The sequence below is a fragment of the Gemmiger qucibialis genome (genome assembly GCF_027689445.1).
In the GTDB taxonomy this organism is placed as follows: Bacteria; Bacillota; Clostridia; order Oscillospirales; family Ruminococcaceae; genus Gemmiger; species Gemmiger qucibialis.
Genome location: NZ_JAQFEN010000005.1, coordinates 113,625 through 137,287 on the forward strand (window position 1 = coordinate 113,625; position 23,663 = coordinate 137,287).

Here is a 23,663-nt window from a genome sequence, read left to right on the forward strand (position 1 = left end):
GTGCGCAGTGCGTCAGGCCTGCTTTCCGCCGTATTTTTTGCTTTGCTCCACGGCCAAGCGGTCGCAACGCTCGTTTTCGGGGTGGCCTGCGTGGCCTTTCAGCCAGTGGTAGTGGATCACATGCTTCTCGCTTTCTTCCAGCAGCGGTGCCCAAAGGTCGGGGTTCAAGGCGGGGGATTTGTCTGCCTTTTTCCAGCCGCGCTTGCGCCAGCCCTTGGCCCAGCCCTTTTCCAGCCCGTTGATCACATACTGGCTGTCGCTGTACAGGTCAATGTCACAGGGCTCTTTCAGCTGGCGCAGGGCTTCCAGCAGGCCGGTCAGCTCCATGCGGTTGTTGGTGGTTCCGGCCTCGCCGCCGGAAATCTCTTTCTCATACACCTTTTCTCCGGTACGGAAGCGCAGGATCGCGCCCCAACCGCCGGGGCCGGGGTTGCCGCTGCAGGCACCGTCGGTATAAATTTCGATGTGTTTCATGTTACCCTCGTTTTGCTGCGGCAATACTGGAATCAGGGCGTGCCGGAAGATGGCATCCTTTTCTTTGCTTTTCGCTGTACCTTATCGGCCAGCCGCAATGCCCGGAACCCTGCCGCTTTACTATAAAAATAATTATACGCGATTTTGCCCAGCCCTGCAAGCTTTTGTGTAATTTGTCCATAAATGCGTCCGGCATACTATTTGACAATGCCCCCGCTGCGCCTTATAATAGATTTAATTGCAATGTCGTAGTTTGATTCAGGACCCGGTTGCAGCCTTTCGGCTGAACTCTTCGCGTCCAAACCGTGATTCAGTAAATCGGCACAGTGCCGTACAAATTTTACATGCGACAAAACATCACGTCCGGGGTACGGTGCTTACCGTGTGTGTAACCGCCAACCCTGGCCGAATACAATATGGAGGTTATGCAATGGAAGATCACAACAACGAAAAACGCCCCCGCCAGCAGGGCCGCAGCAATTACACCCGCCGTGCCCCGCGCGCAAATAATAATAACCAGAACCGCAAACCCGGTGCGCCTGCCCCCGCGGCCAGCGCCCTGCAGGCAGCGGAGGAAAAACCACAGCCCCAGCACCGCAAGCCGCAGCGCCGCCGTGCCCCGCAGCCCCAGCAGGCTGCAGCGAGCAATGCGGTGAATGCAGCAGCTCCGGCCCCGGTGCAGCGCCCCCGCAGCCCGCAGCGCCGCAGCTATAAGCAGCATTATTATGATGCTTCCACCCCGGCTGTTCCCATGCACATCTGCCCGCTGGGCGGCCTGGGCGAAGTTGGCAAAAACATCACCCTGTATGAATGCCAGGGCGATATGATCCTGGTGGACTGCGGCCTGGTGTTCCCGGATTCCGATATGTTCGGTGTGGACCTTGTCATTCCGGATTTCACCTATGTATTGGAAAATAAGGACCGCATCAAGGGCCTGTTCATTACCCATGGCCACGAAGACCATATCGGCAGCCTGCCGTATCTGCTCAAAAAGTTCAACGTGCCCATTTACACTGCACGTTTGACCATTGGCCTGATCAAAAACAAGCTGGAGGAGCACGGTCTTGCCTCCAGTGCAGAGTTCCATGAGATCCGTCCCCGCCAGAAAGTGCGCCTTGGCTGCTTTACGGTGGAGCCCATCCATGTCAACCACTCCATCCCGGATTCTCTGGCGTTTGCCATTGACTGCCCGGCGGGCATCGTGCTGCATACCGGCGACTTCAAGATCGACTACACGCCGCTTTCCGGCGATGCCGTTACCGACCTTTCCACCATTGCGGAGTATGGCCGCCGCGGCGTGCTGGCTTTGCTGGCGGATTCTACCAACGCGGAGCGCCCCGGCTTTACGGCAACCGAGCAGACTGTGGCCGAAGGGGTGCGCAGCCTGTTTGCCCGCGCCAAAAACCGCCGCATTATCGTGGCAACCTTTGCTTCCAACATCTACCGCATCCAGCAGATCATTGACCTGGCCATTGAGTATGGCCGCAAGGTGGCCGTCAATGGCCGCAGCATGGTTTCCAACACCGAAATGGCGCGGGAGCTGGGGTATCTGCATGCGCCGGATAATGTGCTGATCGATATCGAGGAGATCAACAAATACCCGCCGGAAAAGGTTGTCCTTATCACCACCGGCAGCCAGGGCGAACCGCTGTCCGCTCTGTCCCGTATGGCGCAGGCCAGCCACCGTACCGTCAAGGTCGGCCCCACTGACTTTATCATTATCTCGGCCCGCCCCATCCCCGGCAACGAAAAGACCGTGACCAAGGTGGTCAACGGCCTTCTGGCCCTGGGCGCAGAGGTCATTTACGAAAACATGTACGATACCCATGTTTCCGGCCACGCCTGTCAGGAAGAGCAGAAGCTGATGCTGACCCTTGCCCACCCGCAGTATTTCCTGCCGGTTCACGGCGAGTTCAAGCAGCTCAAGCGCCACGCCGAAACGGCGGAGCACCTGGGCTATATCCCCAAGCAGAATATTTATATTGCTGAAAATGGCCAGAACATCCGCCTTTCCCGCGATGGCATGGCAGTGGAGGGCACTGTGCCCGCCGGTGCCGTGATGGTGGATGGCTATGGCGTGGGCGATGTGGGCAATGTGGTCCTGCGTGACCGCCACCACCTGTCGGAGGACGGTATCATCATCGTTACCGCAGCTGTGGATGGCAGCACCGGCCAGCTGCTTTCCGGCCCGGACCTGGTTTCCCGCGGCTTTGTCTATGTGCGGGAAAGCGAGGAGCTGATGGACGGTGCCCGCGTGCAGGTTGAAATGGCCCTTGACCGCAGTATGGCGGATAACATGCACGACTGGGCCAGCGTGAAATCCCGCGTGCGGGAGGCGCTTTCCAGCTATATCTACCGCAAAACCAAGCGCAGCCCTATGATTCTGCCCATTCTGATGGAAGTTTGATCCAAACCATATCTGACCGTGACCGCCTGCCCCACATTGCAGGCACCGAGGAACGATGATGAAAAACAAGCTGAGACGTGATATCTTTGTCATTATCTTTTTGCTGCTCGTTGCGTGCATCGCGCTGGCTGTGCCGCTGGCGTTCAGCAACCCGCGCTGGCTGCTGGCACCGGCGCTGCTTGTAGTGTTTGCGTTGGTGGTGGCGGTGCTTGGCATCCGCCGGCTGCGGCGCTTTGTGGCCGATATGCTGTGCGGAACCAACTTTGAGGGCAGTAAGACCCAGTATTCGCTGGCGGATTTTTCCATCCCCACTGCCCTGATTACCGAAGGTTCCGTGGTGTGGTATAATCCGGCCTTCCGGGAGCAGATCCTGGCGGGGCAGGATGCCCTGCTGGCTGCACCGGACCGTCTGATGACCGGCATTGACCTTTCCGTCTGCGCCCGCGCCCACGGCCAGGACCTGACCATTGACGAAAACCGCTACACGGCCTACGCCACAACCAGCCGCAGCAGCAAAACGGGCACATTGCTGTTTTTGGTCAACGATACGTTCTACAAAAACACGCTGGATGAATACACTGCCAGCCGCCCGGCTTACCTGATTATTGGGGTGGACAGCTATGACGAGCTGTTCAACGATATGAAAGACTCCGAGCAGGCGCACGAGCTGGAGGCCATCAACACCCTGCTGGAAGAATACATCGGCCGCACGACCGGTTTCCTGCGCAAGGTGTCCAACAGCCGCTATATTGCGGTGGTGGAAGAGCGGGATATCCGCTGGATGATGGAAGAACGCTTTGATATTCTGGATAAAGTGCGTGCGTTGCACCCCGGCGGAATGCTTACCCTTTCCATCGGCGTAGGCCATGGCGGCGCTACTATGCAGGAATGCCAGGAGATGGCCCGCGAAAGCATTGATATTGCCTTGGGCCGCGGCGGCGACCAGGCTGCCGTGAAAACAGTCGATGGCTTTGAGTTCTTCGGCGGCATTTCCCATGGTGTCGAAAAGCGCAGCCATGTGCGCAGCCGCATCATTGCCAACGCCCTGGCAGACCAGATCCGCCAGAGCGACAGCGTCATTATCATGGGCCACCGCCAGAGCGATTTGGATGCCATCGGCTCCGCCATCGGTTTGCTGCGCATGTGCAAAATGTGCGATGTGCCTTCGGTCATCGCGGTGCGCAGCAAGGCAACGCTGGCGGGCCAGCTGCTGGATGTGTTCAACAAGGCAGGGGAGGACCACAACTTTATTGAACCGGAAGAAACCTATAAGCTTATCACCCCCAAAACCCTGCTGATCGTAACCGATACATACCAAAAGCGCCTGCTGGAAGACCAAAAGATTTACGAAAAATGCAGCCGCGTGGTTGTTATCGACCACCACCGCATGGCGGTGGGGCATATTGATAACCCGATCCTTTTGTATCATGAACCCTTTGCTTCCAGCGCCAGCGAGCTGGTGTGTGAACTGCTGCAATTCATGCCCGCCCAAAACAACATCACTCAGTTGGAAGCCCAGGCGCTGCTGTCTGGCATCATGCTGGATACCCGCAGTTTTGCGCTGCATGTCGGCGTGCGTACCTTTGAGGCTGCCGCCTGGCTGCGCAGCCGCGGGGCCGAAACCGCCGCGACCAAGAGCCTGTTCAATATTTCCAAAGAAGAATACGAAGCCCGCGCCGCTATTGTGGAGGGCGCTTACCTCTACAAAGGCTGCGCTATCGCCACTTCGGATGAGCTTGACCCCGCCATGAGTGTGGTTCTGCCCATGGCAGCCAATGACCTGCTGACCATCAACGGCGTGGATGCCAGCTTTGTGGCAATCGCCAAAAACGGCGGCGTCAACATCTCCGCCCGCAGCATGGGTGCGCTGAACGTACAGGTCATTCTGGAGCCCTTGGGCGGCGGCGGCCACCTGACGATGGCCGGTGCCCAGCTGCGTGATTGTACCGTAAAGGAAGCCGAAGCCCGCATCCGCGCGCAGATCGACGAATACCGCGCCAACCAGGAATGCCAGGAAGAACTGGTGGGTGCAGTTTAACAAATTAAATTATCAGCGAATCCCTGCCAATGGCAGAAAATTATATCAATTACTACATAGAGAGGGGAACCACCACGATGAAAGTTATTCTCAAACAGGATGTCAAGAGCATTGGTAAAAAGGATGAAATCCATGAAGTGTCGGACGGTTACGCCCGCAACTTCCTGTTCCCGCGCGGTCTGGCTGCAGTGGCCGATGCTGACGCTGTGAACACCGCCCGCACCAAGAGCGAAGCCAAAGCCCACCATGAAGCCGAAGCTAAGGCTGCTGCTGAAGAACTGGCTGCCAAGATCAAGGGCCAGATCGTTTCTGTCAAGGTCAAGGGGGGCGCTTCCGGCAAGCTGCACGGCAAAGTGACCGCAAAGGAAGTTGCCGAACAGTTGTACAAGCTGACCGGCACCGAAATCGACAAGAAAAAAATCGAAATGCCCGCCAGCATCAAGGAGTTTGGCAGTTATGATGCCAAAGTCCGCCTGCATGTGGGTGTTGTGGCCGCGTTCAAGGTCAAGGTCGAGGAGGCTCCGCTGTAATTGGCAGGGGGTCTTGTAATTACATTCCAACAAAAACGGCAGGGAGGTGCCTGAATGGCAAACAATGAATTAAGCTTGTCCAGCCTGGGCATTCAGCTGCCGTATAACATGCAGGCGGAACAAAGCGTGCTTGGCGCAGCGCTGATGGATGAAACCATCCTGAACCGCCTGATCACCGAGATGGACCCCGATATGTTCTATTCGGAGCAGAACCGGGCCGTCTATGAGGAAATGCGCCGCCTGTTCAGCGAAAGCGAAGCGGTGGACGTTATCACTCTGGTGGACTCTCTGGCTCAGAACGGTGTGTTCAAGGGCGCAGATGATGCCAAAGTGTACATTACCCGCATTGCGGAAACCGTCCCGGCAATTTCCAACGTCGATTCTTACATCAAGATCGTCAAGGAAAAATATCAAACCCGCCGTCTGATTGAAGCAGCCCGCGATATCCTGCAGCAGTCCAGCGAGGAATCCGATTCTGACCTGCTGCTGGAAAGCGCCGAGCAAAAGCTGTACGATATCCGCAACGGCCAGGACCGCTCCGGCGTTAAAACCATTCAGGAGTCTATCCTGGAAGTTATTGATACCATGCAAAAGCTGTCCGGTGCGGACCGCGATAAATTTGCCGGTATCCCCACAGGCTTCAACTATCTGGATAATATCCTGACCGGCCTTGGCCGTTCGGACCTGATTATTCTGGCGGCCCGCCCCGGTATGGGCAAAACCAGTTTTGCGCTGAACATTGCTACCAATGTGGCCCGCCTGCAAAAGATACCGACCGTCATTTTCAGCTTGGAAATGACCTGCGAACAGCTGACCGACCGCATCCTTTCCAGCACCGCAGGCATTGACAGCCAGGCATTCCGCACCGGCCGCCTGAACAACTCCGACTGGAACGACTTTGCCAATGCAACGTCACTGTTGTATAACGTTCCCATTTACATGGATGATTCCTCCGGTATTTCGGTGCCGGAAATCAAGGCAAAAATCCGCCAGATCAACCAGGACCCCAAACGGGATAAGATCGGTCTGGTCATCATCGACTATTTGCAGTTGATGCAGTCCGCCAAGCGCACCGAAAGCCGCGTGCAGGAAATCAGCGATATCACCCGGAACCTGAAAATTATGGCCAAGGAACTGAACGTTCCTGTCATTGCGCTGTCCCAGCTTTCCCGTGCTGCCGAAAAAACAGCGGGCCGCTCGGACCACCGCCCCCAGCTTTCAGACCTGCGTGATTCCGGCTCTATCGAACAGGATGCGGACGTGGTGCTCTTCCTGTACCGCGCTGCCTATTACAATTCCCAGAACGGCGAAACCGAACAGGCGAACGAAAACGAAGCCGAATGTATCGTGGCCAAAAACCGCCATGGCGAAACCAGTGTGGTCCGCCTTGGCTGGGATGGCGCCCATACCCGGTTCAGCAATCTGGACGAGATCCATGAACAGTACTGACGCAGACAATTCATTGCAAAACCCGGTAAACACGATGGAACAAACCTTGCTGGCCTATTGCCGCCGGCAGGGTTTGTTTCGGTTGGGGGACCGTGTCATCGTTGCCTGCTCCGGCGGGGCGGATTCGATGGCGCTGCTCTGTTTTCTGCTGCGCTGCAAAGCGGAACTTGGCATCACCGTCATGGCGGCCCATGTGGACCACGGAATCCGGGGCGAAGCTGCCCATGCGGATGCCCGCTTTGTGGCGGAGTTCTGCCGCACGCATCATGTGCCGTTCTTTTTGTACGATGCCGCTGCCAGCGGGGTGCAGATTCCCCCAAACCCCAGCGAGAACTGGGCGCGCAGCCTGCGCTATACCTGGTTTGATGCGCTGGCCGCACAGCAGCATGCCTGCATTGCCACAGCGCATACGTTATCTGACCAGGCGGAAACGGTGTTGTTCCGCATGGCGCGCGGTACCGGCCTGCACGGCATGGCGGGTATTCCGGCGGTACGGGGCGTGTACCGCCGTCCATTTTTGTGCCTGACAAGGAGCGATACCACGGCATACTGCGCCGCCCTTGGGCAACACTATGTTCAGGACGAAAGCAATTTCAGCGATGCCTATGCCCGCAACCGTATCCGCCATTATGCTGTTCCGGCGCTGCAAACCATCAATCCGGCGGCAGAGCGGGCCGTGGGGCGGCTGTGCAACCAGCTGCAGGAGCTGAACATCTGGCTGGAAAACCTGGCCGAAAAACTGCTGGCGCAGGCTGCCTGCGGGGGCGGGTACAGCATCCCGATTCTTGCCGCGGCAGATGCCCCGGTGCTGGCTGCTGCCCTGCGCATGCTGGCAGCCCGCGCGCGTGACCCTGAAGAAAAATATGTGCAGGCTCTTGCGGCCATTGTTCGGCAGGGCAACGGTGCGGTACAGCTGACGCCGGATGCCTGCTGGACCGCGGCAAACGGCATTTTGTACTGCCGCTCAGTGCTAAAAATGCAGCCGGAAGCCATTCCCGCGCCGCACCAGCTGCTAAAAACCGGCGTTTACTGCCTGCCAGGGGGCTATGAGCTGGAGATTCAACAACTAAATTATGAAGTTTTTTTGAAAAATCCATCATTTTTGAAAAAAGACTACACCTATTGTGCAGATTATGCTAAAATAAATAAGAATATTTTTGTGAGGACCCGCCAACCCGGCGATACGTTCCGCCCGGCGGGACGTCACGTTGGCAAAACGCTCAAAAAATATCTGAATGAGGCAAAAGTTCCTGTGGCTGAACGGACGCTGATGCCGCTGCTGGCCTGCGGTAGCCAGGTGCTTTGGCTGTGGGGGGCAGGCTTTGCGGACGGTTTGTCCCCGGATGATGGGACAAAGCAGATCCTGTTGATTCGGCAAAGCCGCCAGCCTGCAGCTCCGGAGCAGGAACAAGATCATAATATTGGAGGAACAGATCATGCATGATATGAACAATGATATCGCCAAGGTTTTGATTTCGGAAGAGCAGCTGCAGGCCAAGGTGGCTGAATTGGGGGCACAGATCAGCCGCGATTACGAGGGCAAAGATTTGTTGCTGGTGTCTATCCTGAAAGGCTCCGTGGTGTTCATGGCCGATTTGATGCGCGCCATCACGGAACCCTGCAGCATTGATTTTATGGTGGTTTCCAGCTATGGCGGTGCCAACACCACTTCTACGGGCCTTGTCAAGATCGTCAAGGACCTGGATCAGGATCTTTCCGGCAAGGATGTTCTGATCGTGGAGGATATTCTGGATACTGGCGTCACGTTGTCTCACTTGGTGCCCATGCTGAAATTGCGCCGCCCCAACAGCGTGCGCCTGTGCACCATCCTCAGCAAGCCCAGCCGCCGCAAGGTGGATATTGAGCCGGACTACTGCGGTTTTGAAGTGCCCGATGAATTTGTTGTGGGCTATGGCCTTGACTATGACGAAAAGTACCGCAACCTGCCGTATGTCGGCGTGTTAAAACCGGAAGTATATTCCAAATAAAATTCTGTCTTGGCAGAATAACCAATCGCCCGCCGTTTTGGCGGATTTTGACAGGGAGTTGATTTTTTGCAGCACAAACCGCGTTTCAGCGGCATTATCATTGCCGCTGTCCTGATGGTGGCAGCACTCGTGATGATCTCCAGCTATTCCAGCCTGTTTGCCTCCAGCAAGAGCACCATGATGTTGTCCGAAGCCATGGGGTACTTTGAATCCAATCAGGTCACCTACTTTAACCTGGACCTGAACACCGGCGTTATCGAGATGAGCGTGAAAGAAGGTGAACATCCGCTGCCGGAATCCGGCACGTCCAGCGAAACATCCAACGGCCTGCTTGCAGAAATTTACGGCGATGGCACCGATGCTTACGCCCCCAAGAACGGCGGGGCAGCGGTCATTACCTACAAGCTGCCATATCCTTCTTATTTCCTGCAATTCTACCTCAAGGATTATATCGACCAGTATAATGCAGCCAACCCGGATGCGCCCATGCAGTACGATATGGTCGCCGTTAAGAACAACGTGCCCTGGTTTGAGATCATCCTGTACGCCTTTATGATCGGCAGCGTGGTGCTGCTCTTCATGTCCATGTACCGCGGCGGTGCCGGTGGCGGCGGCCTGATGAATGTTGGCCGTGCCAAGGTCAAGGACCAGCAGGAAGGCCAGCGCAAGGCAACCTTTGCCGATGTTGCCGGTGCAGATGAAGAAAAGGCTGAACTCCAGGAAGTGGTTCAGTTCCTGAAAGCACCGGAAAAGTTCAACTCCCTGGGGGCGCGCATTCCCCACGGCGTTCTGCTTGTCGGCCCTCCGGGCACCGGCAAAACGCTGCTGGCCCGTGCCTGTGCAGGTGAGGCCGGCGTTCCGTTCTATGCCATCTCCGGTTCCGACTTTGTGGAAATGTATGTCGGCGTCGGCGCATCCCGTGTGCGCGATTTGTTTGAAAAAGCCAAAAAGACAATGCCCTCCATCATCTTTATTGATGAGATCGATGCCGTGGGCCGTCAGCGTGGTGCCGGCCTTGGCGGCGGGCATGACGAGCGCGAGCAGACCCTGAACCAGCTGCTGGTTGAGATGGACGGCTTTGACGCCAACGACGGCGTTATCGTGATGGCTGCCACCAACCGCGCCGATATTCTGGATAAGGCTCTGTTGCGTCCCGGCCGTTTTGACCGTCAGGTTTATGTTGGTCTGCCGGATGTGAAGGGCCGCGAGGAGATTCTGCGCGTTCACACCAAGAACAAGCCCCTTGGCCCCGATGTCAGCCTGAAAACCATCGCCAAGTCCACCGCGGGCTTCTCCGGTGCCGACCTGGAAAACCTTGTCAACGAAGCCGCCCTGCTGGCTGCGCGCAAGGGCAAAAAGGCCATCACCGAACCCGAAATCGAGGAAGCTTCCATCAAGGTTGTGGCTGGCCCCGAAAAGAAGAGCCGCGTTGTGACCGATGCCGAAAAGCGCCTGACCTCTTACCACGAGGCCGGCCATGCCATTACCGGCTATTTCTGCAAAACGCATGATCCCGTGCACCAGATCAGCATTATCCCGCGTGGTTCGGCAGGCGGCTTTACCATGTATCTGCCGGAAAAAGACCCCAGCTATGTGACCAAGACCGCCATGAACGAGAACATTGTCTGCCTGTTGGGCGGCCGTGTGGCGGAGCAGCTGGTGCTGGATGATATCTCCACCGGTGCTTCCAACGACCTGCAGCGTGCCACGGATACCGCCCGCGCCATGGTGACCCGCTATGGCTTCTCGGAGCGCATGGGCCCGGTGGTTTATGGCACTGACCCTGGCGAAACCTTCCTTGGCCGAGACTTTGGCCAGGGCAAGGGCTATTCCGAAAATACGGCGTCCGAAATTGATAATGAGATCCGTGATATCATGGATGAATCTTACGAGACGGCCCGCCGCATTTTGACCGAGCACATGACTGAGCTGCACCGTGTGGCCGGTGTGCTGATGGAACGCGAAAAGATCAGCGGCGAAGAGTTTGACGCCCTGATGAAAGGCGAAAACCTGGCACCCTTTGGGCTGGATACCCCCGCGCCTGCCGCAGCCCCTGCATCGGCAGAGCAGCCCGCCGCGCCGGAACAGCCCTCCGAACCGTCTGATGAAAATTGAGGCAAGGTGAAACACAATGGATCAAAATTTTTCCCTGATGGCGCAATCCCGTGCCAATTATTACACTGCCGGCAGCCCGGTCCAGTTTGTCCGTGTTGAGCTGCTGAAAGGGGATGTCACGGGTGAAGTTGCGGTCTGCCTGACCTTTAAGAATGTTGGCACAGAACCGCTGACCGGCTTTATCATCCACTTCAAGTGCAAAGATGCTTCTGGTCAGATCCTGTGCGAGGATGATTTCTATTATGAGCAGCTCAATGTGCAGCCCGGCGAACTGTTTGGTGCCGATGACGCTGTGTTTGTCAGCGATACGCCGGTTTCCAGCGTGGAAATTGAGCAGGACCGTGCTTTCCTGAACGGCCGCGGCGTGGATCTGCGTAATTATAAGCGTGTCCGCCTGCAGGCCCCCCGCGTGCTGCCTGGCTCTATTGCCCGCACACTTCAGACCCGCACCAACAATAAGATGCTGACCTGCGTCCCGCAGGATACCGAAAACGGCTGGTTCTGCGCCTGCGGCGCGTTCCACCCCAACGAGGAAGCTGTTTCCGTCTGCAGCGAGTGCGGCGGCGACCGCGCTTACATCAAGGCAACCCTGACCCGCATCCTGGAGGAAGCCCGGCAGGCCGCCGAACAGCAGCAGCGCGAAATCAACGCCGTGGCCAATGGCGTTGACCCAGCAGCAGCCCAGGCAGCCCAGGCCGCTGCCACCGCCGCCGCGGCTCAGGCAGCCATCAGCCAGGAGCCCACCGCACAGTTCACCCCGCCCGCCCCGGCCCAGGAACCGGAAGAAGAGGGCGAGGACGACGAAGCAACCAACGCCGAAATGGACCGCGTGCGCCGCTATGTCCCCAAAGGCCATCTGTTTGCCGATGAAGAGGATGAAGAGGACGAGCATACCCGCATGTTCGATGATGAGGAAGAGGAAAGCGACGATGACGAAGAACCCCGCCGTGGCCGTTATGCGGACGATGACGAGGAGAGTGAGGACGATGTAATGGCCGAGCGTATCATCCATTGGGCACCGCCCATCACCGCAGTGGTCTGTGCGCTCATCATTGCTGTGTCGCTGATCTACCACTTTGTCATCGCCTGATCGCCTGCTGTTTATCGGCAAAGGCGGGCTGACCCGCTGATATTTATCCGGGCAGGATAAAGCAAAATAAACCAAAACCAGCCGCCGGGCAGGGGAAAATCCCTGAAGCCGGCGGCTGGTTTTCTATTTGTTCTATTCCGTGTCTGTGCTTATTGCTGCCATCAGGAATATAGGAAAATGTGGTTAGAGCTTGTGATTAAATTTGCAAGGCAGCAATCATAAAGCAGTAAAAGCATGCAGGATGCGGAAAATCAATCCCCTGGCGCATAACACTTATTTCAGTGTTCCATCCAGTACCTGCTGGTAATACCATGGCTTGGGTGCGCGGAACACCTTGCCAGCCAAAGCGGCAAACTGTGGGTCGCTGATCTTTTTGGGGAACGCCAGCTCCCAGGCGCACAGAGCCTGATATTTCAGCTTCAGCTCCCGGTTGGCGGCATTGTTGCCATACTTGGAATCGCCCAAAATCGGGCAGCCAATGCTGGCCAGATGAGCGCGGATCTGGTGGGTGCGGCCCGTTACCAGCTCCACCCGTAATAGTGCCAAACGTCCGCTGACGGCAATGGTATCATATGCGGTAATGATCTCTTTTGCACCGGATTTCGGCTCGTCCAGAATGCGCACAATGCCATGCACAGAATCTTTCGTTAAAAAGCTGTGCAGCGTGGCAGCGGGTGGTACCGGGCGGCCAAAGGTTACGCACAGGTAAGTTTTGCGAATCAACCGCTCTTTGATGGCGTTTACCAAAAATTCTTCCGCCGCCGCGGTCTTTGCCAGCAGCACAAGGCCGCTGGTGCCGGTGTCCAGCCGGTGGCACAGGCGCGGCTCATGGGCGGCGTCCCACCGCTTTTCCTCATACAGGCGGCGCAGTACGCGGTTCAGCAGGGTGTCAGCTTCGTCGCCATCCACCGGGATACCCGCGGGCTTGTTGGCCACGATCAAATCATCGTTTTCATAAATAAATTCCGCCGGGGCGCGTGCCTGCAAAAACTCCGGCCCCTCCTGGGAGGTCAGTCCAAGCTGGTCGTCCAGCAGGTAAACGCGGATCACATCGCCGTTCTGCACACGGGTGGCAAGGGGCTGCTTTTTGCCGTTCAGCTTAATTTTGTTTTCCCGCAGCGCCTTATTCAGCCGCCCCAGCCCCAGGGCAGGGAACTGCTCCATCAGGTATTTGTCCAGCCGCACGGGCAAAAGGCTTTTTACATGTAGTTCCTGCATTATTTGCTCTCCAATTCTTTATCCCACAAAACGGTCGCGTCCGGGATATCCAGTGTCACCATCAGCCAGCCTGCATCGTGGTCGTCAATCGTTTTAATTGTGTATTCTTTCCCATCGGCGCACAGCACACTGGCATGTTCCAGCTTGCGGCGCACAAAGGGGGAATCTGCAAAGCATACCGTCTGTTTCGTTTCGTCCAGCACACCGCGGTTCCACAGGGCGTCAGTGTAATCCGCAAGGCGCAGGGGATAATTTTCGTCATAGGGGGTGCACAGCGCATCAAAGTTCTGCCCCTGCAGCCCCGGCGCAATCACATACCAGCTGCATGTGCCGTCCGTACTCGTTACCCTGCCGCACCAGGCATTGTCCTTCACCGGTTCCACGGCCTGCAAAAAGGCACTTTCCTCTGCAAACAGGTACAACGTATCCTCCCGCACGGTTCCGGCAGCAAGCTCCGCCAGCAGCGTTTCACGCTGGGCAGCCAGTGCCGTTTCATCATAGCGGGCGGCAAACGGGTCGTTGGTCGTCATGCCGTTGTCCGCGGCAAACAGGGCTAGATGCAACGCGTCATCTTGAATTTCATCCATTGAGACAACCGCCGTATACTGCTGCGCTGCCTGCCAGAAATCGCTCTCCATCTCGGTGGGGAACGCATCGGTCTGCATGGCCTGCAGCATTGCCGCACTGCGCTGCACCATGCCGGGGCTTACATCCCAAACCTGTACCACAGCCAGCAGGGCAGCACCCGCCAGCAGCCAGCGGCCTTTCAGCCGGGCAAGGCCCACAAGGGTTAGCAGCATCAGCAGATAATAGATTGGCCAGAACAGCCGCCCACTGGAACGGAAGATGGAAAACAGTTTGATCAGCGAAGCAGGCAGCGGCAGCGTGGCAAGCGTTGCGCCGTTTGCGGTAATCACATTGCTGATGGCAAACACCGTTAAAACCGCGCAGCAGCAGGCCAATGCCCAGTGGCGGCGCAGCATGCCGCCCAGTTGCCGCCGCAGCAAAACCACCGCAATGGGCAGGGCAATCAGCACGCCCAGCCCCAGGTAGGCAAAGGCATCATAATTGCCGTAAACCTGGTTCTGTGCGGGCAGCACCCGGCTGTACAGCACGCCGTTTACCCCCACAGGGTTCCACAGTGCATTCAGGTTCATGCAGAAATAGCCATACAATGCCTGCCCGCCGCTGGAAGCACTGCCGTACAGCAGCCCCAGTGCCCAGCCCAGCAGTGCCGTGCCGCCAAAGTTGGCGGCAAGGTACAGGCCGGGCCCCGCAAGCTTGCGGTTGTGCAGTGCATATTCCAGCAGCAGCGCCAGCGTGATGGCATAGGTCATCGGCAGAAAGTAGGGGTGGATGCCTACCGCCAGCACGTTCAGCACAAACAGCCCGCGGGAGGCATACTGCCCTTTGCGCCGTGCAGCAAAATAAAAATAGAGCGCAGCCAGCACAAAAAACTGTGCCCCCAGCGAGGTATGCCGGAACACACGCTCAAACAAAACCGGGCTGGTAACAAACAGCAGGTCCGCAGCAAGCGGTGCCGCGCACCCCGGCAGGAACAGCCCTGCCAGCAGCGCGCCAAACCCGCCCTGCAACGCAAAGCAGACCAGCGTGAACCACCCCATATACTGGAACGTTCCGCCCACAAGGTTAGCAACCGGCTTTAACAGGGCAGCCACCAGCGGGATAGAGTCGGTATAAGCAACGCTCAGCCCATCCGGGTAGTTGATGCCGCGGGCAATGCAAAGCGGCCAGCCAGCGGAGCTTTGGCGGTAAAACAGCCACCCGGCATAATGCTGCTGGATGTCCTTTTCAATATATCCACCGCGGCAAAAGGCATCGTTGGTTACATCCAGTGTGCTGACCCCGAACACCAGCACAAACACCAGTACCCCCAGCAAGGCACCGCCGAGGAACAACCGCCCATTGCGGATAAGTTTTGGTAAAGTTGAATTTTTTGCCAGTAGTAACACATCCTTTGGGGCAAAGAAATAAAATTTGAAAGCTGATATAAGCTAAATTTCAAACAATAAAACAACTTTATTATAATATACACGCAGTAAAATATCAACGCAAACCATGCCGAATCTGCCCCATGCCGGGCATGGCAGCAATCCACCGTGGGCGAAAAACACCTTGCATCCCGCCGCAACAATGGATATAATGTAAAATTATGCAAAATAATAAAGGCAACACCGCACAATTCCCGCCTTGCGGCTTAAGCACCGCTCCGGCAGCTGCGGCACGGCATCTGCGTTGCCAAAATGCTCGATAATGTCGGGTTGCGGTACCCGCATCGTGCTTCGGGGGCAAAAGCCCCTCGCACTCTGCGACCGCTGCCCCTGCTTCGGTTCGCTGTTTCCGCCACTGGCGGCGCTCACCTTTGCAGCATCCAGTATTATCTGCGCTTTTGGCCTGGCATCTGCCGCACCTCGCTCGCCGTATCGGCACTTAGAATTGTGCGGTGTTGCCTAAAGTTTCATGCCGCTGCGGCGGCCGGAAAAGGGGTACAGGAAAAATGAATTTTGTTTTTATTTCACCGCATTTCCCGGAAAATTACTGGAATTTTTGTGACCGCCTGCGTGCCAATGGCGTAAATGTGCTTGGCATTGGCGATGCCCCTTACGAAACGCTGCCCGCCCTGCTCAAAAGCGCACTGACCGAGTATTACCGTGTGGACAACATGGAAAACTATAATGAAATGCTGCGCGCCATGGGCTTTTTCACTTTCAAGTATGGCAAGATCGACTGGGTAGAAAGCAACAATGAATATTGGCTGGAACAGGATGCCCGCCTGCGGACAGATTTTAATATCACCACCGGCATTAAATCCGCTGAGATCGAAAAGTTCAAGCGCAAATCCGTGATGAAAACCTACTACCAGAAAGCCGGTATCCCCACCGCCCGCTGGTGTGTGACGGCAGATGTAACGGAGGCCCAGGCTTTCGCCAAAACTGTCGGCTGGCCCGTTATTGCCAAGCCAGATAACGGCGTGGGGGCAAACGGCACCCATAAGTTCAAGAATAAAACCGAGTTGAACAAATTTTTCCAGCAGGAGGGCCCCAATGCGGCCAACTATATCCTGGAAGAATTTGTGGATGGTGAGATCGTGACCTTTGACGGCGTGGCCGATGCCAATGCCGAGCCGATCTATGCCGCCAGCCATGTTACGCCGGACAGCATTATGGAGATTGCCCATGGCAAAAAGCCGATGTGGTACTATGTTGCACCGGAAATCAGCCCCGAACTGCGCAAAATGGGCGAAGCTGCCCTGAAAGCCTTTGGTGCCAAAAGCCGCTTTTTCCACCTGGAATTTTTCCGCCTGAAAACCGCCAAGCCCAGTCTGGGCAATGCGGGGGATATCCTGGGGCTGGAAGTCAACATGCGCCCGGCTGGCGGCTATACGGTGGATATGCTCAACTATGCCGGCGGGCTGGACCTGTACCAGATTTGGGCCGATATGGTGGCATTCGGCGCTGCGCACCATCCGCTGGCGCGTTACCACCGCTACTGCTGCTGTGCGGGCCGCCACGATGAACTGCGCTACCGCATGCCGCATGAGGAGCTGCTGAAAAAGTACCGCTCCTGCCTGAACGCGGCTCCGCGCCTGCCGGAAGTTCTGGCCCGCGAAATGGGGGACCAGCTGTACATTGCCAGCTTTGAGGACGAAGCCGCCATGCAGGCGTTCCGCCGCGATGCCCTGGCCCGCCCGCGCGAATAACAGCAGGCAAAAATGGAGCGGACAAATCGGACAAAATCGAACATCTTGTGAATTTTATCCGCACAAATTGTAACATCTTGTAGTAAGCACTTGCTATTTACAGCCAAACCAGATACAATATATTCTGTATTTTTGGAGCCAGAAATAAGAGCTGCTACCCCCGTGAAGGGCAAAGCGGTTCCTATTGGGCAGAAGGAGCACCGCGGTGGAACAGGTATTTTTCATCAACCCCGTTGCAGGAAAACGGGATGCAAGCGCAGAGCTTGTGCCCCAGATCCAGGCGGCGGCTCGCCAGCTCCAGCTGCCCCAGCCTCAAATTGTTGTCACACAGTATGCCGGTCAGGCTCGCGAAGCAGCCCACCGGTATGCGGCATCCGGTACCCCGGTGGCGCTGTATGCCTGCGGTGGAGATGGAACGCTGAACGAGCTGGTTCAGGGCGCGGCAGGCAGCGCGAATGTAGCGGTCGGCTGTGTGCCCTGCGGCAGCGGGAACGACTATGTGCGCAACTTCGGCGCGGCGGGCCAAGCGCCTTTTTTAGATTTTGCCGCCCAGCTGCAGGCACAGCCCTGCCGGGTGGACCTGCTGCAAACATCCCTTGGTATCGGAATCGATATCTGCGCCGCCGGGCTGGACGCTCAGGTGGCATATGGCATCCCAAAATTCCGGCGGCTGCCGGGATGCGGGGGAACAGCAGCCTATACGCTCTCGATTCTACAGGCTATGCTCAGCCGCTTCGGCCACAAGCTGCGCGTTGCGATCGACGGCAAAGAGTATACCGGTACTTATATGATGGCGGCCATCTGTAATGGCGGCTATTACGGCGGCGGTTATCAGGCTGCGCCCTATGCAGCCATGGATGACGGCCTGCTTGATATTGTGCTGGTCAAACCCATCTCCCGCATTCAGGTTGCGGGAATTTTGGCCAAATACAAAGCCGGGCGGCACATGCAGGATGCCGATACCATCGTGCCGGAGTTCCGCAGCTTTATGACCTTTTACCGTGCCCGCAGCGTGGAAATGCAGGTGCTGGACAACCGCCCCATCATTGCCACAATTGATGGCGAGTGTGCCCCGGTGATGGAGTTGAAAGCGGAAGTTCTGCCATCTGCGTTGAATGTGCTGCTGCCGCGGCCTGCCTGCGGCAGCGCGGTCATCCGTGGGCTGTACGAATGCCCGATGCAGGCAAAAGCAAAATAAAACCATGGCAAACGCGCCAGAACAAAGCGCTGATTGCCGTACTTGAAATAAAATCCGCGGCCAGCTGGCCCGGGGAGGGAAAGATATGTCAGAAGCAAAAGTAAGGGTTCGTGTGGCCCATAACGCCATGCACCTGCCGGTGGTTGCACTGCGCGGGCTGGTGGTGTTCCCCAATAATGTGGTCCACTTTGAGGTGGGCCGCCAGAAGTCCATTGCCGCCATCGAGGCTGCCATGCACGCCAACAGCAATATTTTTCTGATTGCACAAAAGGATATGGAGACCGAGGAGCCCACTGCCCAGGATCTGTATGCCTATGGCGTCATTTCGGAAATTAAGCAGGTGCTGCGTGTATCCGAAGATCTGGTCAAGGTACTGGTAGAAGGAAAGTCCCGTGCTAAACTGCTGGACTTGGATGCCAGTGGCAAATACCTGCAGGCTGATGTCCGCCCCGCTCCCGTGCGCGGTGTGGCACCAGATAAGCGCACCCAGACCGAGGCGTTGGTTCGCAGCCTGAAAGAGTGCTTTGAGGAGTATCTCTCCTACAGCCCGCAAATCTCCAAGGATGTGGTGTATAACATCGTCTCCTCGGATAATCCGCTCTACCTGAGCGAATATATGCCGGCCAACCTGCTGCTGAAATATGAGGACAAGCAGACCATTCTGCAGGAAAATTCCATCCCCAGCCGGTTGGAAAAGCTCCTGCTTGTGATGCGCCAGGAATGTGAAGTGCTGGCCATTGAGAAAGAACTGGACGATAAAGTGAACGTCCAGATGGATAAAAACCAGCGCGATTACTACCTGCGGGAACAGATGCACATCATCAGCGAAGAACTGGGCGATGCCGAGGATACCCGTGCCGAAGCGGAAAAGTATGCCCAGAAGATTCAGGACCTGCACCTGGATGCCGCCAGCGAGGAAAAGCTGCTGAAAGAATGCGAGCGCCTTGGCAAAATGGCCGGCAACCAGGCTGAGATCAGCGTGATTCGCAGCTATCTGGATACCGTCATCGGCCTGCCCTGGCACACCTTTACCAAGGATGATCTGAACCAGGCCCATGCCCGCAAGGTGCTGGACCATGACCACTATGGTCTGGAAAAGGTCAAGGAGCGCATTCTGGAAATTCTGGCCGTCCGCCAGCTCAATACGGATGTCAAGGGCCAGATCATCTGCCTGGTCGGCCCTCCGGGTGTCGGCAAAACCTCCATTGCGCGCTCCGTTGCCGCCTGCATGGACCGCAACTTTGCCCGCATGAGCCTTGGCGGCGTGCATGACGAAGCCGAGATCCGCGGCCACCGCCGTACATACATCGGCGCAATGCCCGGCCGCATCATCAGCGCCATCAATACCGCCAAGTCCTCCAACCCGGTCATCCTGCTGGATGAGATCGACAAGCTGGCAGGGGACTACCGCGGCGATCCTTCCAGCGCCCTGCTGGAAGTGCTGGACCCTGAACAGAACAAGACTTTTAAGGATAACTATCTTGATATCCCGTTTGACCTCAGCAACGTGCTGTTCATTACCACCGCCAACGATGCTTCCCACATTCCCGGCCCGCTGTATGACCGTATGGATGTGATTGAACTGCCCAGCTATACCCGCGTGGAAAAGTTCAACATCGCCCGCCGCCATCTGCTGCCCAAACAGCTCAAAAATAACGGCCTGGAATCCCGCGTTACCATGGCCCCGGCGGCGCTGTATGAGATCATTGACGGCTACACCCGCGAAGCCGGCGTGCGTACTCTGGAGCGCACCATCACCGCCGTGCTGCGCAAGTGCGCTCAAAAGATCGCCGCAGGGGAAAAAGATAAGATCAATGTTACCCCTGCCATGGTCAAAGCAATGCTCGGTCCCGAAAAGGTCAAGCCGACCTTTATTTCCCGCACCGATGCTGTTGGCATTGCCAACGGCCTGGCCTGGACCAGCGTGGGCGGAGAGATGCTTCCCATCGAAGTTTCCATCATCCCCAACGGATCCGGCAAGGTGGAGATCACCGGCAGCCTGGGCGATGTAATGAAAGAGAGCGCTCACCTGGCATTGACCTATGCCCGCGTGCATGCCGAAACCTACCACATTGCGCCGGATAAGTTCAAGAACACCGATATCCATATCCATGCCCCCGAAGGCGCTGTACCCAAGGACGGCCCCTCCGCCGGTGTCACCCTGACCACCGCGCTGATTTCTGCGCTGTCCGAGATTCCGGTTCGCCACGACCTTGCCATGACGGGCGAAATCACCCTGCACGGCAATGTTCTGCCCATCGGCGGCCTGAAAGAAAAGAGCATGGCAGCCTTCCGCGAGGGCATTTCCACCGTGCTCATCCCTGAAGCCAACAAGCCCGACCTGTACGAGGTGGATGAGGAGGTCAAAAAGGCCGTCAAGTTCATCCCCGTCAGTGACCTTTCTCAGGTGCTCAAACATGCACTCATCCTGCCCGCAGCATCCGCTGCCCACAAACGCACCATGCCGCAGGCTACCCAGCTGATCGCAACCGAGCAGAGCACCGCCAAGGAACCTGCTGCCGTGATGTGACCAACGCGGAAAAGGGAGTTGTATTTATGAATTATAATCGCAGTGAATTTCAGGCATCCTATGGCCTTTCCAGCCAGCTGCCGGAAAGCGACCGCCCGGAATTTGTCTTTTCCGGCCGTTCCAACGTGGGCAAATCCAGCCTGATCAACAGGCTGTGCAACCGCAAAAATCTGGCGCGCGTCAGCGCAACGCCGGGCAAAACGGCAACCATCAACTTTTACCGTGTGGATACCGCCTATTTTGTGGACCTGCCCGGCTATGGTTACGCCAAGGTGTCTAATGCGGACCGTGAGCGCTGGGACGAGCTGATCAACAGCTATTTTGAAGCGGACCGCGCGCTGAATGTGCTGGTGCAGCTGCTGGACAGCCGCCATGCCCCCAGCGCGGACGATGTGCAGATGATGGAATACCTGCACTTCCACCGGATTCCCTTTGTTGTGGCGCTGACCAAGGCGGATAAGCTCAAAAAATCTGAGATGACCGCCCAGCTGGAAGAGTTCCGCATCACCTGCGCCCCCTATGGCTGCAAGCAGGTGTTTTTGACCAGCGCCGAAAAGGGGACCGGGGTCGAAGAACTGCGCCAGTATCTGGATGCCTGCCTGGCACCGGAGGCCTAAACCATGGCGTATCAGGAATTTGCCTATTTTTATGACGAGTTCAACGGCGCAGCCGATTATGATGCGCTGTTCGCCTATGTGACCGGGGAGCTGAAAGCCCACGGCATCCAGGATGGCATTGTGGCAGATTTCGGCTGCGGCACCGGCGAGCTGACCCTGATGCTGGCCCAGGCTGGGTACGATATGATCGGCATTGACGTTTCGGAAGAGATGCTCAGCGTCCTGCGGGACAAAGCCGATGCCCTTGGCCTGCCGCTGACCAACCCCATGTTGCTGTGCCAGGACCTTTTGCAGTTGGACCTGTACGGAACCATCCGCGCCGCGGTTTCCACTTTCGATACCTATAACCACATCGGTCCGCTGGAAAACTTTGAAAAGGCCATCGCAAAAGCCGCGTTCTTTATGGAAAAAGACGGCGTTTTTGTGTTTGACCTGAACACACCCTATAAGCATGAAAAAGTGCTTTCCGGCCAGACTTTTGATTTTGATGAGGATGACGCCGCCTGCCGCTGGAGCAACCGCTATGACCCACAGACAGGTCGCGTGGACCTCAGCATTGATATCCACTATAAAGATACCGGGGAAGACTTCCATGAATCTTTCTCGGAATACAGCTACCCGCTTGATACCGTCAAAGCGCTGCTAACCAGATACGGCTTTGACCCGGTCAAAATTGCCGATGGCGAAAGCTTTGGCCCTGTCCGGCCGGACAGCCAGCGCTGGATTATCACGGCAGTCAAGCAGTATACACAGGAAGCAGACGGCACCCCGGCCTAACCGCCGCACCCCTGCTTCGGGAGGTCATTGATTCTATGTGTGAAACAAAAAATGAAAACAGCAGCAACCTGCTGCGCGGCATTTCGGAAAACGGCGGCATCCTGTTCTATGGCATTGATTCCACCGCCATTGTGCGCCGAATGGAGCAGCTGCACAAAACCAGCGCCGTTACCACCGCAGCCCTGGGCCGCCTGCTGACCGGTGTTGCCATGATGGGCCAGATGCTCAAATCGGATTCTGATTCTGTCACCGTACAGATCAAGGGCGGCGGCCCGGCGGGCCGTATTCTGGCCGTTTCCAACGGCGCGGGCGATGTAAAAGGCTATGTCGAAAACTCCATCGTGGAGCTGCCCCCGCGCGCGGACGGCCACCTGAACGTCGGCGCTGCCGTGGGTAAGGATGGCACGCTGGATGTGATCCGCGACCTTGGTATGCGGGAACCCTATATCGGCCAGGTGCCGCTGGTTTCCGGTGAGATTGCCGAGGATATCACCAACTATTTTGCCATCAGTGAGCAGACACCAACGGTCTGCGCGCTGGGCGTTCTGGTCAACCCGGATCTGACGGTGCAGTGCGCGGGCGGTTTTATCGTGCAGCTCATGCCCGGCGCAACCGAGGATGAGATCACCCGCCTGGAAAAGAATATCGGCGCAATGCCCGGCGTTACCACCCTGCTGCAGCAGGGTAAAAGTATTCCCGATATCCTGAATATGGCGCTGGACGGCTTTAACCCCGAACTGCTGGATTCCACCCGCATTGACTATTGCTGTGATTGCAGTTTGGACCGCGTGGAGCGCACCATCCGCAGCCTTGGCAAAAAAGAGGTGGAAAAACTGCGCGATGAAGACCCCATTGCCGAGGTCAACTGCCAGTTTTGCGGCAAACAGTACAAAGTAGACCTGAATGACCTGCTGAAAAACTGGCCGGACACCGTAGAAAAGCAGTAAACGTATGACTTTTTGAAAAAATAGGCGAAAAAAGCTTGACTTTTTACATCGAATGCCATATAATAGCATTCGTCGCCCGGAGAGAGCGCGACAAAACCAAACTCTCCGCCATGCGGCCGTAGCTCATCTGGTAGAGCGCCACCTTGCCAAGGTGGAGGTAGCGAGTTCGAGCCTCGTCGGCCGCTCCATTTCGGAGATTTGGTTTCAGGCAGCTGGTTTGCACCTTGTGCAGGCTTTGCAGGCGAATCAGGTTGGCTCTTTCCTCTGTGGCCCGGTAGTTCAGTTGGTTAGAACGCTAGCCTGTCACGCTAGAGGTCGTCAGTTCGAGCCTGATCCGGGTCGCCATTATGCCTCTGTAGCTCAGTCGGTAGAGCAGGGGACTGAAAATCCCCGTGTCATTGGTTCGATTCCGATCGGAGGCACCACCTGTTTTGCAGTTTCAGGGTAAAGAAACTGCAGTATGCGGCCGTAGCTCATCTGGTAGAGCGCCACCTTGCCAAGGTGGAGGTAGCGAGTTCGAGCCTCGTCGGCCGCTCCAGACAAACAGCAAGAAACCGGTTTACG

General features: G+C 56.8%; 17 protein-coding genes and 4 tRNA genes. 18 read left to right on the plus strand and 3 right to left on the minus strand.

The annotated features are described in order from the left end of the window. Nucleotides 1-12: 12 nt before the first annotated feature. A complete protein-coding gene (gene rnhA, locus PG062_RS09415; protein ID WP_114000560.1) occupies nucleotides 13-474 on the minus strand; it encodes a ribonuclease HI in 462 nt (153 codons plus the stop codon). Between the two features lie 430 nt (nucleotides 475-904). Between rnhA and PG062_RS09420 the strand changes: the two genes are divergently transcribed. The 8 genes from PG062_RS09420 (at nucleotide 905) to PG062_RS09455 (ending at nucleotide 12,091) form a co-directional block, all read left to right on the plus strand. Beyond that, complete coding sequence (locus tag PG062_RS09420; RefSeq protein ID WP_270752098.1) at nucleotides 905-2,881, plus strand: ribonuclease J; 1,977 nt, start codon at nucleotides 905-907, stop codon at nucleotides 2,879-2,881. Between the two features lie 55 nt (nucleotides 2,882-2,936). Further along, nucleotides 2,937-4,919: a GGDEF domain-containing protein gene (locus PG062_RS09425; RefSeq protein WP_270752099.1), complete on the plus strand. Its 1,983-nt coding sequence runs from the start codon at nucleotides 2,937-2,939 to the stop codon at nucleotides 4,917-4,919. A 77-nt stretch (nucleotides 4,920-4,996) separates the two neighbouring features. Further along, on the plus strand, nucleotides 4,997-5,449 hold the full coding sequence (gene rplI / locus PG062_RS09430; RefSeq protein ID WP_114000558.1) for a 50S ribosomal protein L9: 453 nt from the start codon (nucleotides 4,997-4,999) through the stop codon (nucleotides 5,447-5,449). 54 nt (nucleotides 5,450-5,503) lie between these two features. Then, on the plus strand, nucleotides 5,504-6,898 hold the full coding sequence (gene dnaB / locus PG062_RS09435) for a replicative DNA helicase (protein WP_114000557.1): 1,395 nt from the start codon (nucleotides 5,504-5,506) through the stop codon (nucleotides 6,896-6,898). Next, nucleotides 6,885-8,342 (plus strand): tRNA lysidine(34) synthetase TilS, encoded by a 1,458-nt coding sequence (tilS, locus tag PG062_RS09440; protein ID WP_270752100.1) that lies wholly within the window; start codon nucleotides 6,885-6,887, stop codon nucleotides 8,340-8,342. The genes dnaB and tilS overlap by 14 nt, the downstream gene beginning before the upstream one ends. A 1-nt stretch (nucleotide 8,343) precedes the next feature. Further along, the gene (hpt, locus tag PG062_RS09445; RefSeq protein WP_114000566.1) at nucleotides 8,344-8,886 is read left to right on the plus strand and encodes a hypoxanthine phosphoribosyltransferase; all 543 of its coding nucleotides are present in this window, start codon (nucleotides 8,344-8,346) and stop codon (nucleotides 8,884-8,886) included. A 114-nt stretch (nucleotides 8,887-9,000) separates the two neighbouring features. Beyond that, nucleotides 9,001-11,001 (plus strand): ATP-dependent zinc metalloprotease FtsH, encoded by a 2,001-nt coding sequence (gene ftsH, locus PG062_RS09450; RefSeq protein ID WP_270752174.1) that lies wholly within the window; start codon nucleotides 9,001-9,003, stop codon nucleotides 10,999-11,001. A gap of 37 nt (nucleotides 11,002-11,038) precedes the next feature. Next, complete coding sequence (locus PG062_RS09455) at nucleotides 11,039-12,091, plus strand: hypothetical protein (RefSeq protein WP_270752101.1); 1,053 nt, start codon at nucleotides 11,039-11,041, stop codon at nucleotides 12,089-12,091. Between the two features lie 273 nt (nucleotides 12,092-12,364). On the opposite strand, the gene PG062_RS09460 is transcribed toward PG062_RS09455, so the two are convergent. Continuing rightward, entirely contained in the window at nucleotides 12,365-13,309 is a 945-nt protein-coding gene (locus tag PG062_RS09460) for an RluA family pseudouridine synthase (RefSeq protein ID WP_114001245.1), read from the minus strand. Next, the gene (locus PG062_RS09465) at nucleotides 13,309-15,210 is read right to left on the minus strand and encodes a DUF6311 domain-containing protein (RefSeq protein ID WP_270752102.1); all 1,902 of its coding nucleotides are present in this window, start codon (nucleotides 15,208-15,210) and stop codon (nucleotides 13,309-13,311) included. The genes PG062_RS09460 and PG062_RS09465 overlap by 1 nt, the downstream gene beginning before the upstream one ends. Before the next feature lie 617 nt (nucleotides 15,211-15,827). Here PG062_RS09465 and PG062_RS09470 point away from each other — a divergent pair. The 10 genes from PG062_RS09470 to PG062_RS09515 all read left to right on the plus strand — a co-directional run bounded on the left by PG062_RS09470 (nucleotide 15,828) and on the right by PG062_RS09515 (nucleotide 23,637). Further along, complete coding sequence (locus PG062_RS09470) at nucleotides 15,828-17,030, plus strand: ATP-grasp domain-containing protein (RefSeq protein WP_270752103.1); 1,203 nt, start codon at nucleotides 15,828-15,830, stop codon at nucleotides 17,028-17,030. A gap of 205 nt (nucleotides 17,031-17,235) precedes the next feature. Next, entirely contained in the window at nucleotides 17,236-18,228 is a 993-nt protein-coding gene (locus PG062_RS09475; protein ID WP_270752104.1) for a diacylglycerol/lipid kinase family protein, read from the plus strand. A gap of 85 nt (nucleotides 18,229-18,313) precedes the next feature. Beyond that, nucleotides 18,314-20,758: an endopeptidase La gene (lon, locus tag PG062_RS09480; protein WP_270752105.1), complete on the plus strand. Its 2,445-nt coding sequence runs from the start codon at nucleotides 18,314-18,316 to the stop codon at nucleotides 20,756-20,758. Between the two features lie 26 nt (nucleotides 20,759-20,784). Further along, complete coding sequence (gene yihA, locus PG062_RS09485) at nucleotides 20,785-21,375, plus strand: ribosome biogenesis GTP-binding protein YihA/YsxC (protein WP_114001006.1); 591 nt, start codon at nucleotides 20,785-20,787, stop codon at nucleotides 21,373-21,375. Between the two features lie 3 nt (nucleotides 21,376-21,378). Then, the gene (locus PG062_RS09490) at nucleotides 21,379-22,152 is read left to right on the plus strand and encodes a class I SAM-dependent DNA methyltransferase (RefSeq protein WP_270752106.1); all 774 of its coding nucleotides are present in this window, start codon (nucleotides 21,379-21,381) and stop codon (nucleotides 22,150-22,152) included. A gap of 35 nt (nucleotides 22,153-22,187) precedes the next feature. After that, nucleotides 22,188-23,099, plus strand: a complete 912-nt coding sequence (hslO, locus tag PG062_RS09495; protein ID WP_270752107.1) for an Hsp33 family molecular chaperone HslO — start codon at nucleotides 22,188-22,190, stop codon at nucleotides 23,097-23,099. 112 nt (nucleotides 23,100-23,211) lie between these two features. Next, nucleotides 23,212-23,287 (plus strand) — tRNA-Gly (locus tag PG062_RS09500). Nucleotides 23,288-23,367: 80 nt separating this feature from the next. Then, nucleotides 23,368-23,444 (plus strand) — tRNA-Asp (locus PG062_RS09505). Between the two features lie 4 nt (nucleotides 23,445-23,448). After that, nucleotides 23,449-23,524: transfer RNA gene (locus tag PG062_RS09510), tRNA-Phe, on the plus strand. 37 nt (nucleotides 23,525-23,561) lie between these two features. Then, nucleotides 23,562-23,637, plus strand: a tRNA-Gly gene (locus PG062_RS09515). The last annotated feature ends 26 nt before the right edge of the window (nucleotides 23,638-23,663 follow it).

Excerpts from the sequence above, each read along its gene's own strand:
- rnhA (WP_114000560.1), bottom strand. The coding sequence starts at position 474 with ATGAAACACATCGAAATTTATACCGACGGTGCCTGCAGCGGCAACCCC.
- PG062_RS09420 (WP_270752098.1), top strand. The coding sequence starts at position 905 with ATGGAAGATCACAACAACGAAAAACGCCCCCGCCAGCAGGGCCGCAGC.
- PG062_RS09425 (WP_270752099.1), top strand. The coding sequence starts at position 2,937 with ATGATGAAAAACAAGCTGAGACGTGATATCTTTGTCATTATCTTTTTG.
- rplI (WP_114000558.1), top strand. The coding sequence starts at position 4,997 with ATGAAAGTTATTCTCAAACAGGATGTCAAGAGCATTGGTAAAAAGGAT.
- dnaB (WP_114000557.1), top strand. The coding sequence starts at position 5,504 with ATGGCAAACAATGAATTAAGCTTGTCCAGCCTGGGCATTCAGCTGCCG.
- tilS (WP_270752100.1), top strand. The coding sequence starts at position 6,885 with ATGAACAGTACTGACGCAGACAATTCATTGCAAAACCCGGTAAACACG.
- hpt (WP_114000566.1), top strand. The coding sequence starts at position 8,344 with ATGAACAATGATATCGCCAAGGTTTTGATTTCGGAAGAGCAGCTGCAG.
- ftsH (WP_270752174.1), top strand. The coding sequence starts at position 9,001 with ATGGTGGCAGCACTCGTGATGATCTCCAGCTATTCCAGCCTGTTTGCC.
- PG062_RS09455 (WP_270752101.1), top strand. The coding sequence starts at position 11,039 with ATGGCGCAATCCCGTGCCAATTATTACACTGCCGGCAGCCCGGTCCAG.
- PG062_RS09460 (WP_114001245.1), bottom strand. The coding sequence starts at position 13,309 with ATGCAGGAACTACATGTAAAAAGCCTTTTGCCCGTGCGGCTGGACAAA.
- PG062_RS09470 (WP_270752103.1), top strand. The coding sequence starts at position 15,828 with ATGAATTTTGTTTTTATTTCACCGCATTTCCCGGAAAATTACTGGAAT.
- lon (WP_270752105.1), top strand. The coding sequence starts at position 18,314 with ATGTCAGAAGCAAAAGTAAGGGTTCGTGTGGCCCATAACGCCATGCAC.
- yihA (WP_114001006.1), top strand. The coding sequence starts at position 20,785 with ATGAATTATAATCGCAGTGAATTTCAGGCATCCTATGGCCTTTCCAGC.
- PG062_RS09490 (WP_270752106.1), top strand. The coding sequence starts at position 21,379 with ATGGCGTATCAGGAATTTGCCTATTTTTATGACGAGTTCAACGGCGCA.
- hslO (WP_270752107.1), top strand. The coding sequence starts at position 22,188 with ATGTGTGAAACAAAAAATGAAAACAGCAGCAACCTGCTGCGCGGCATT.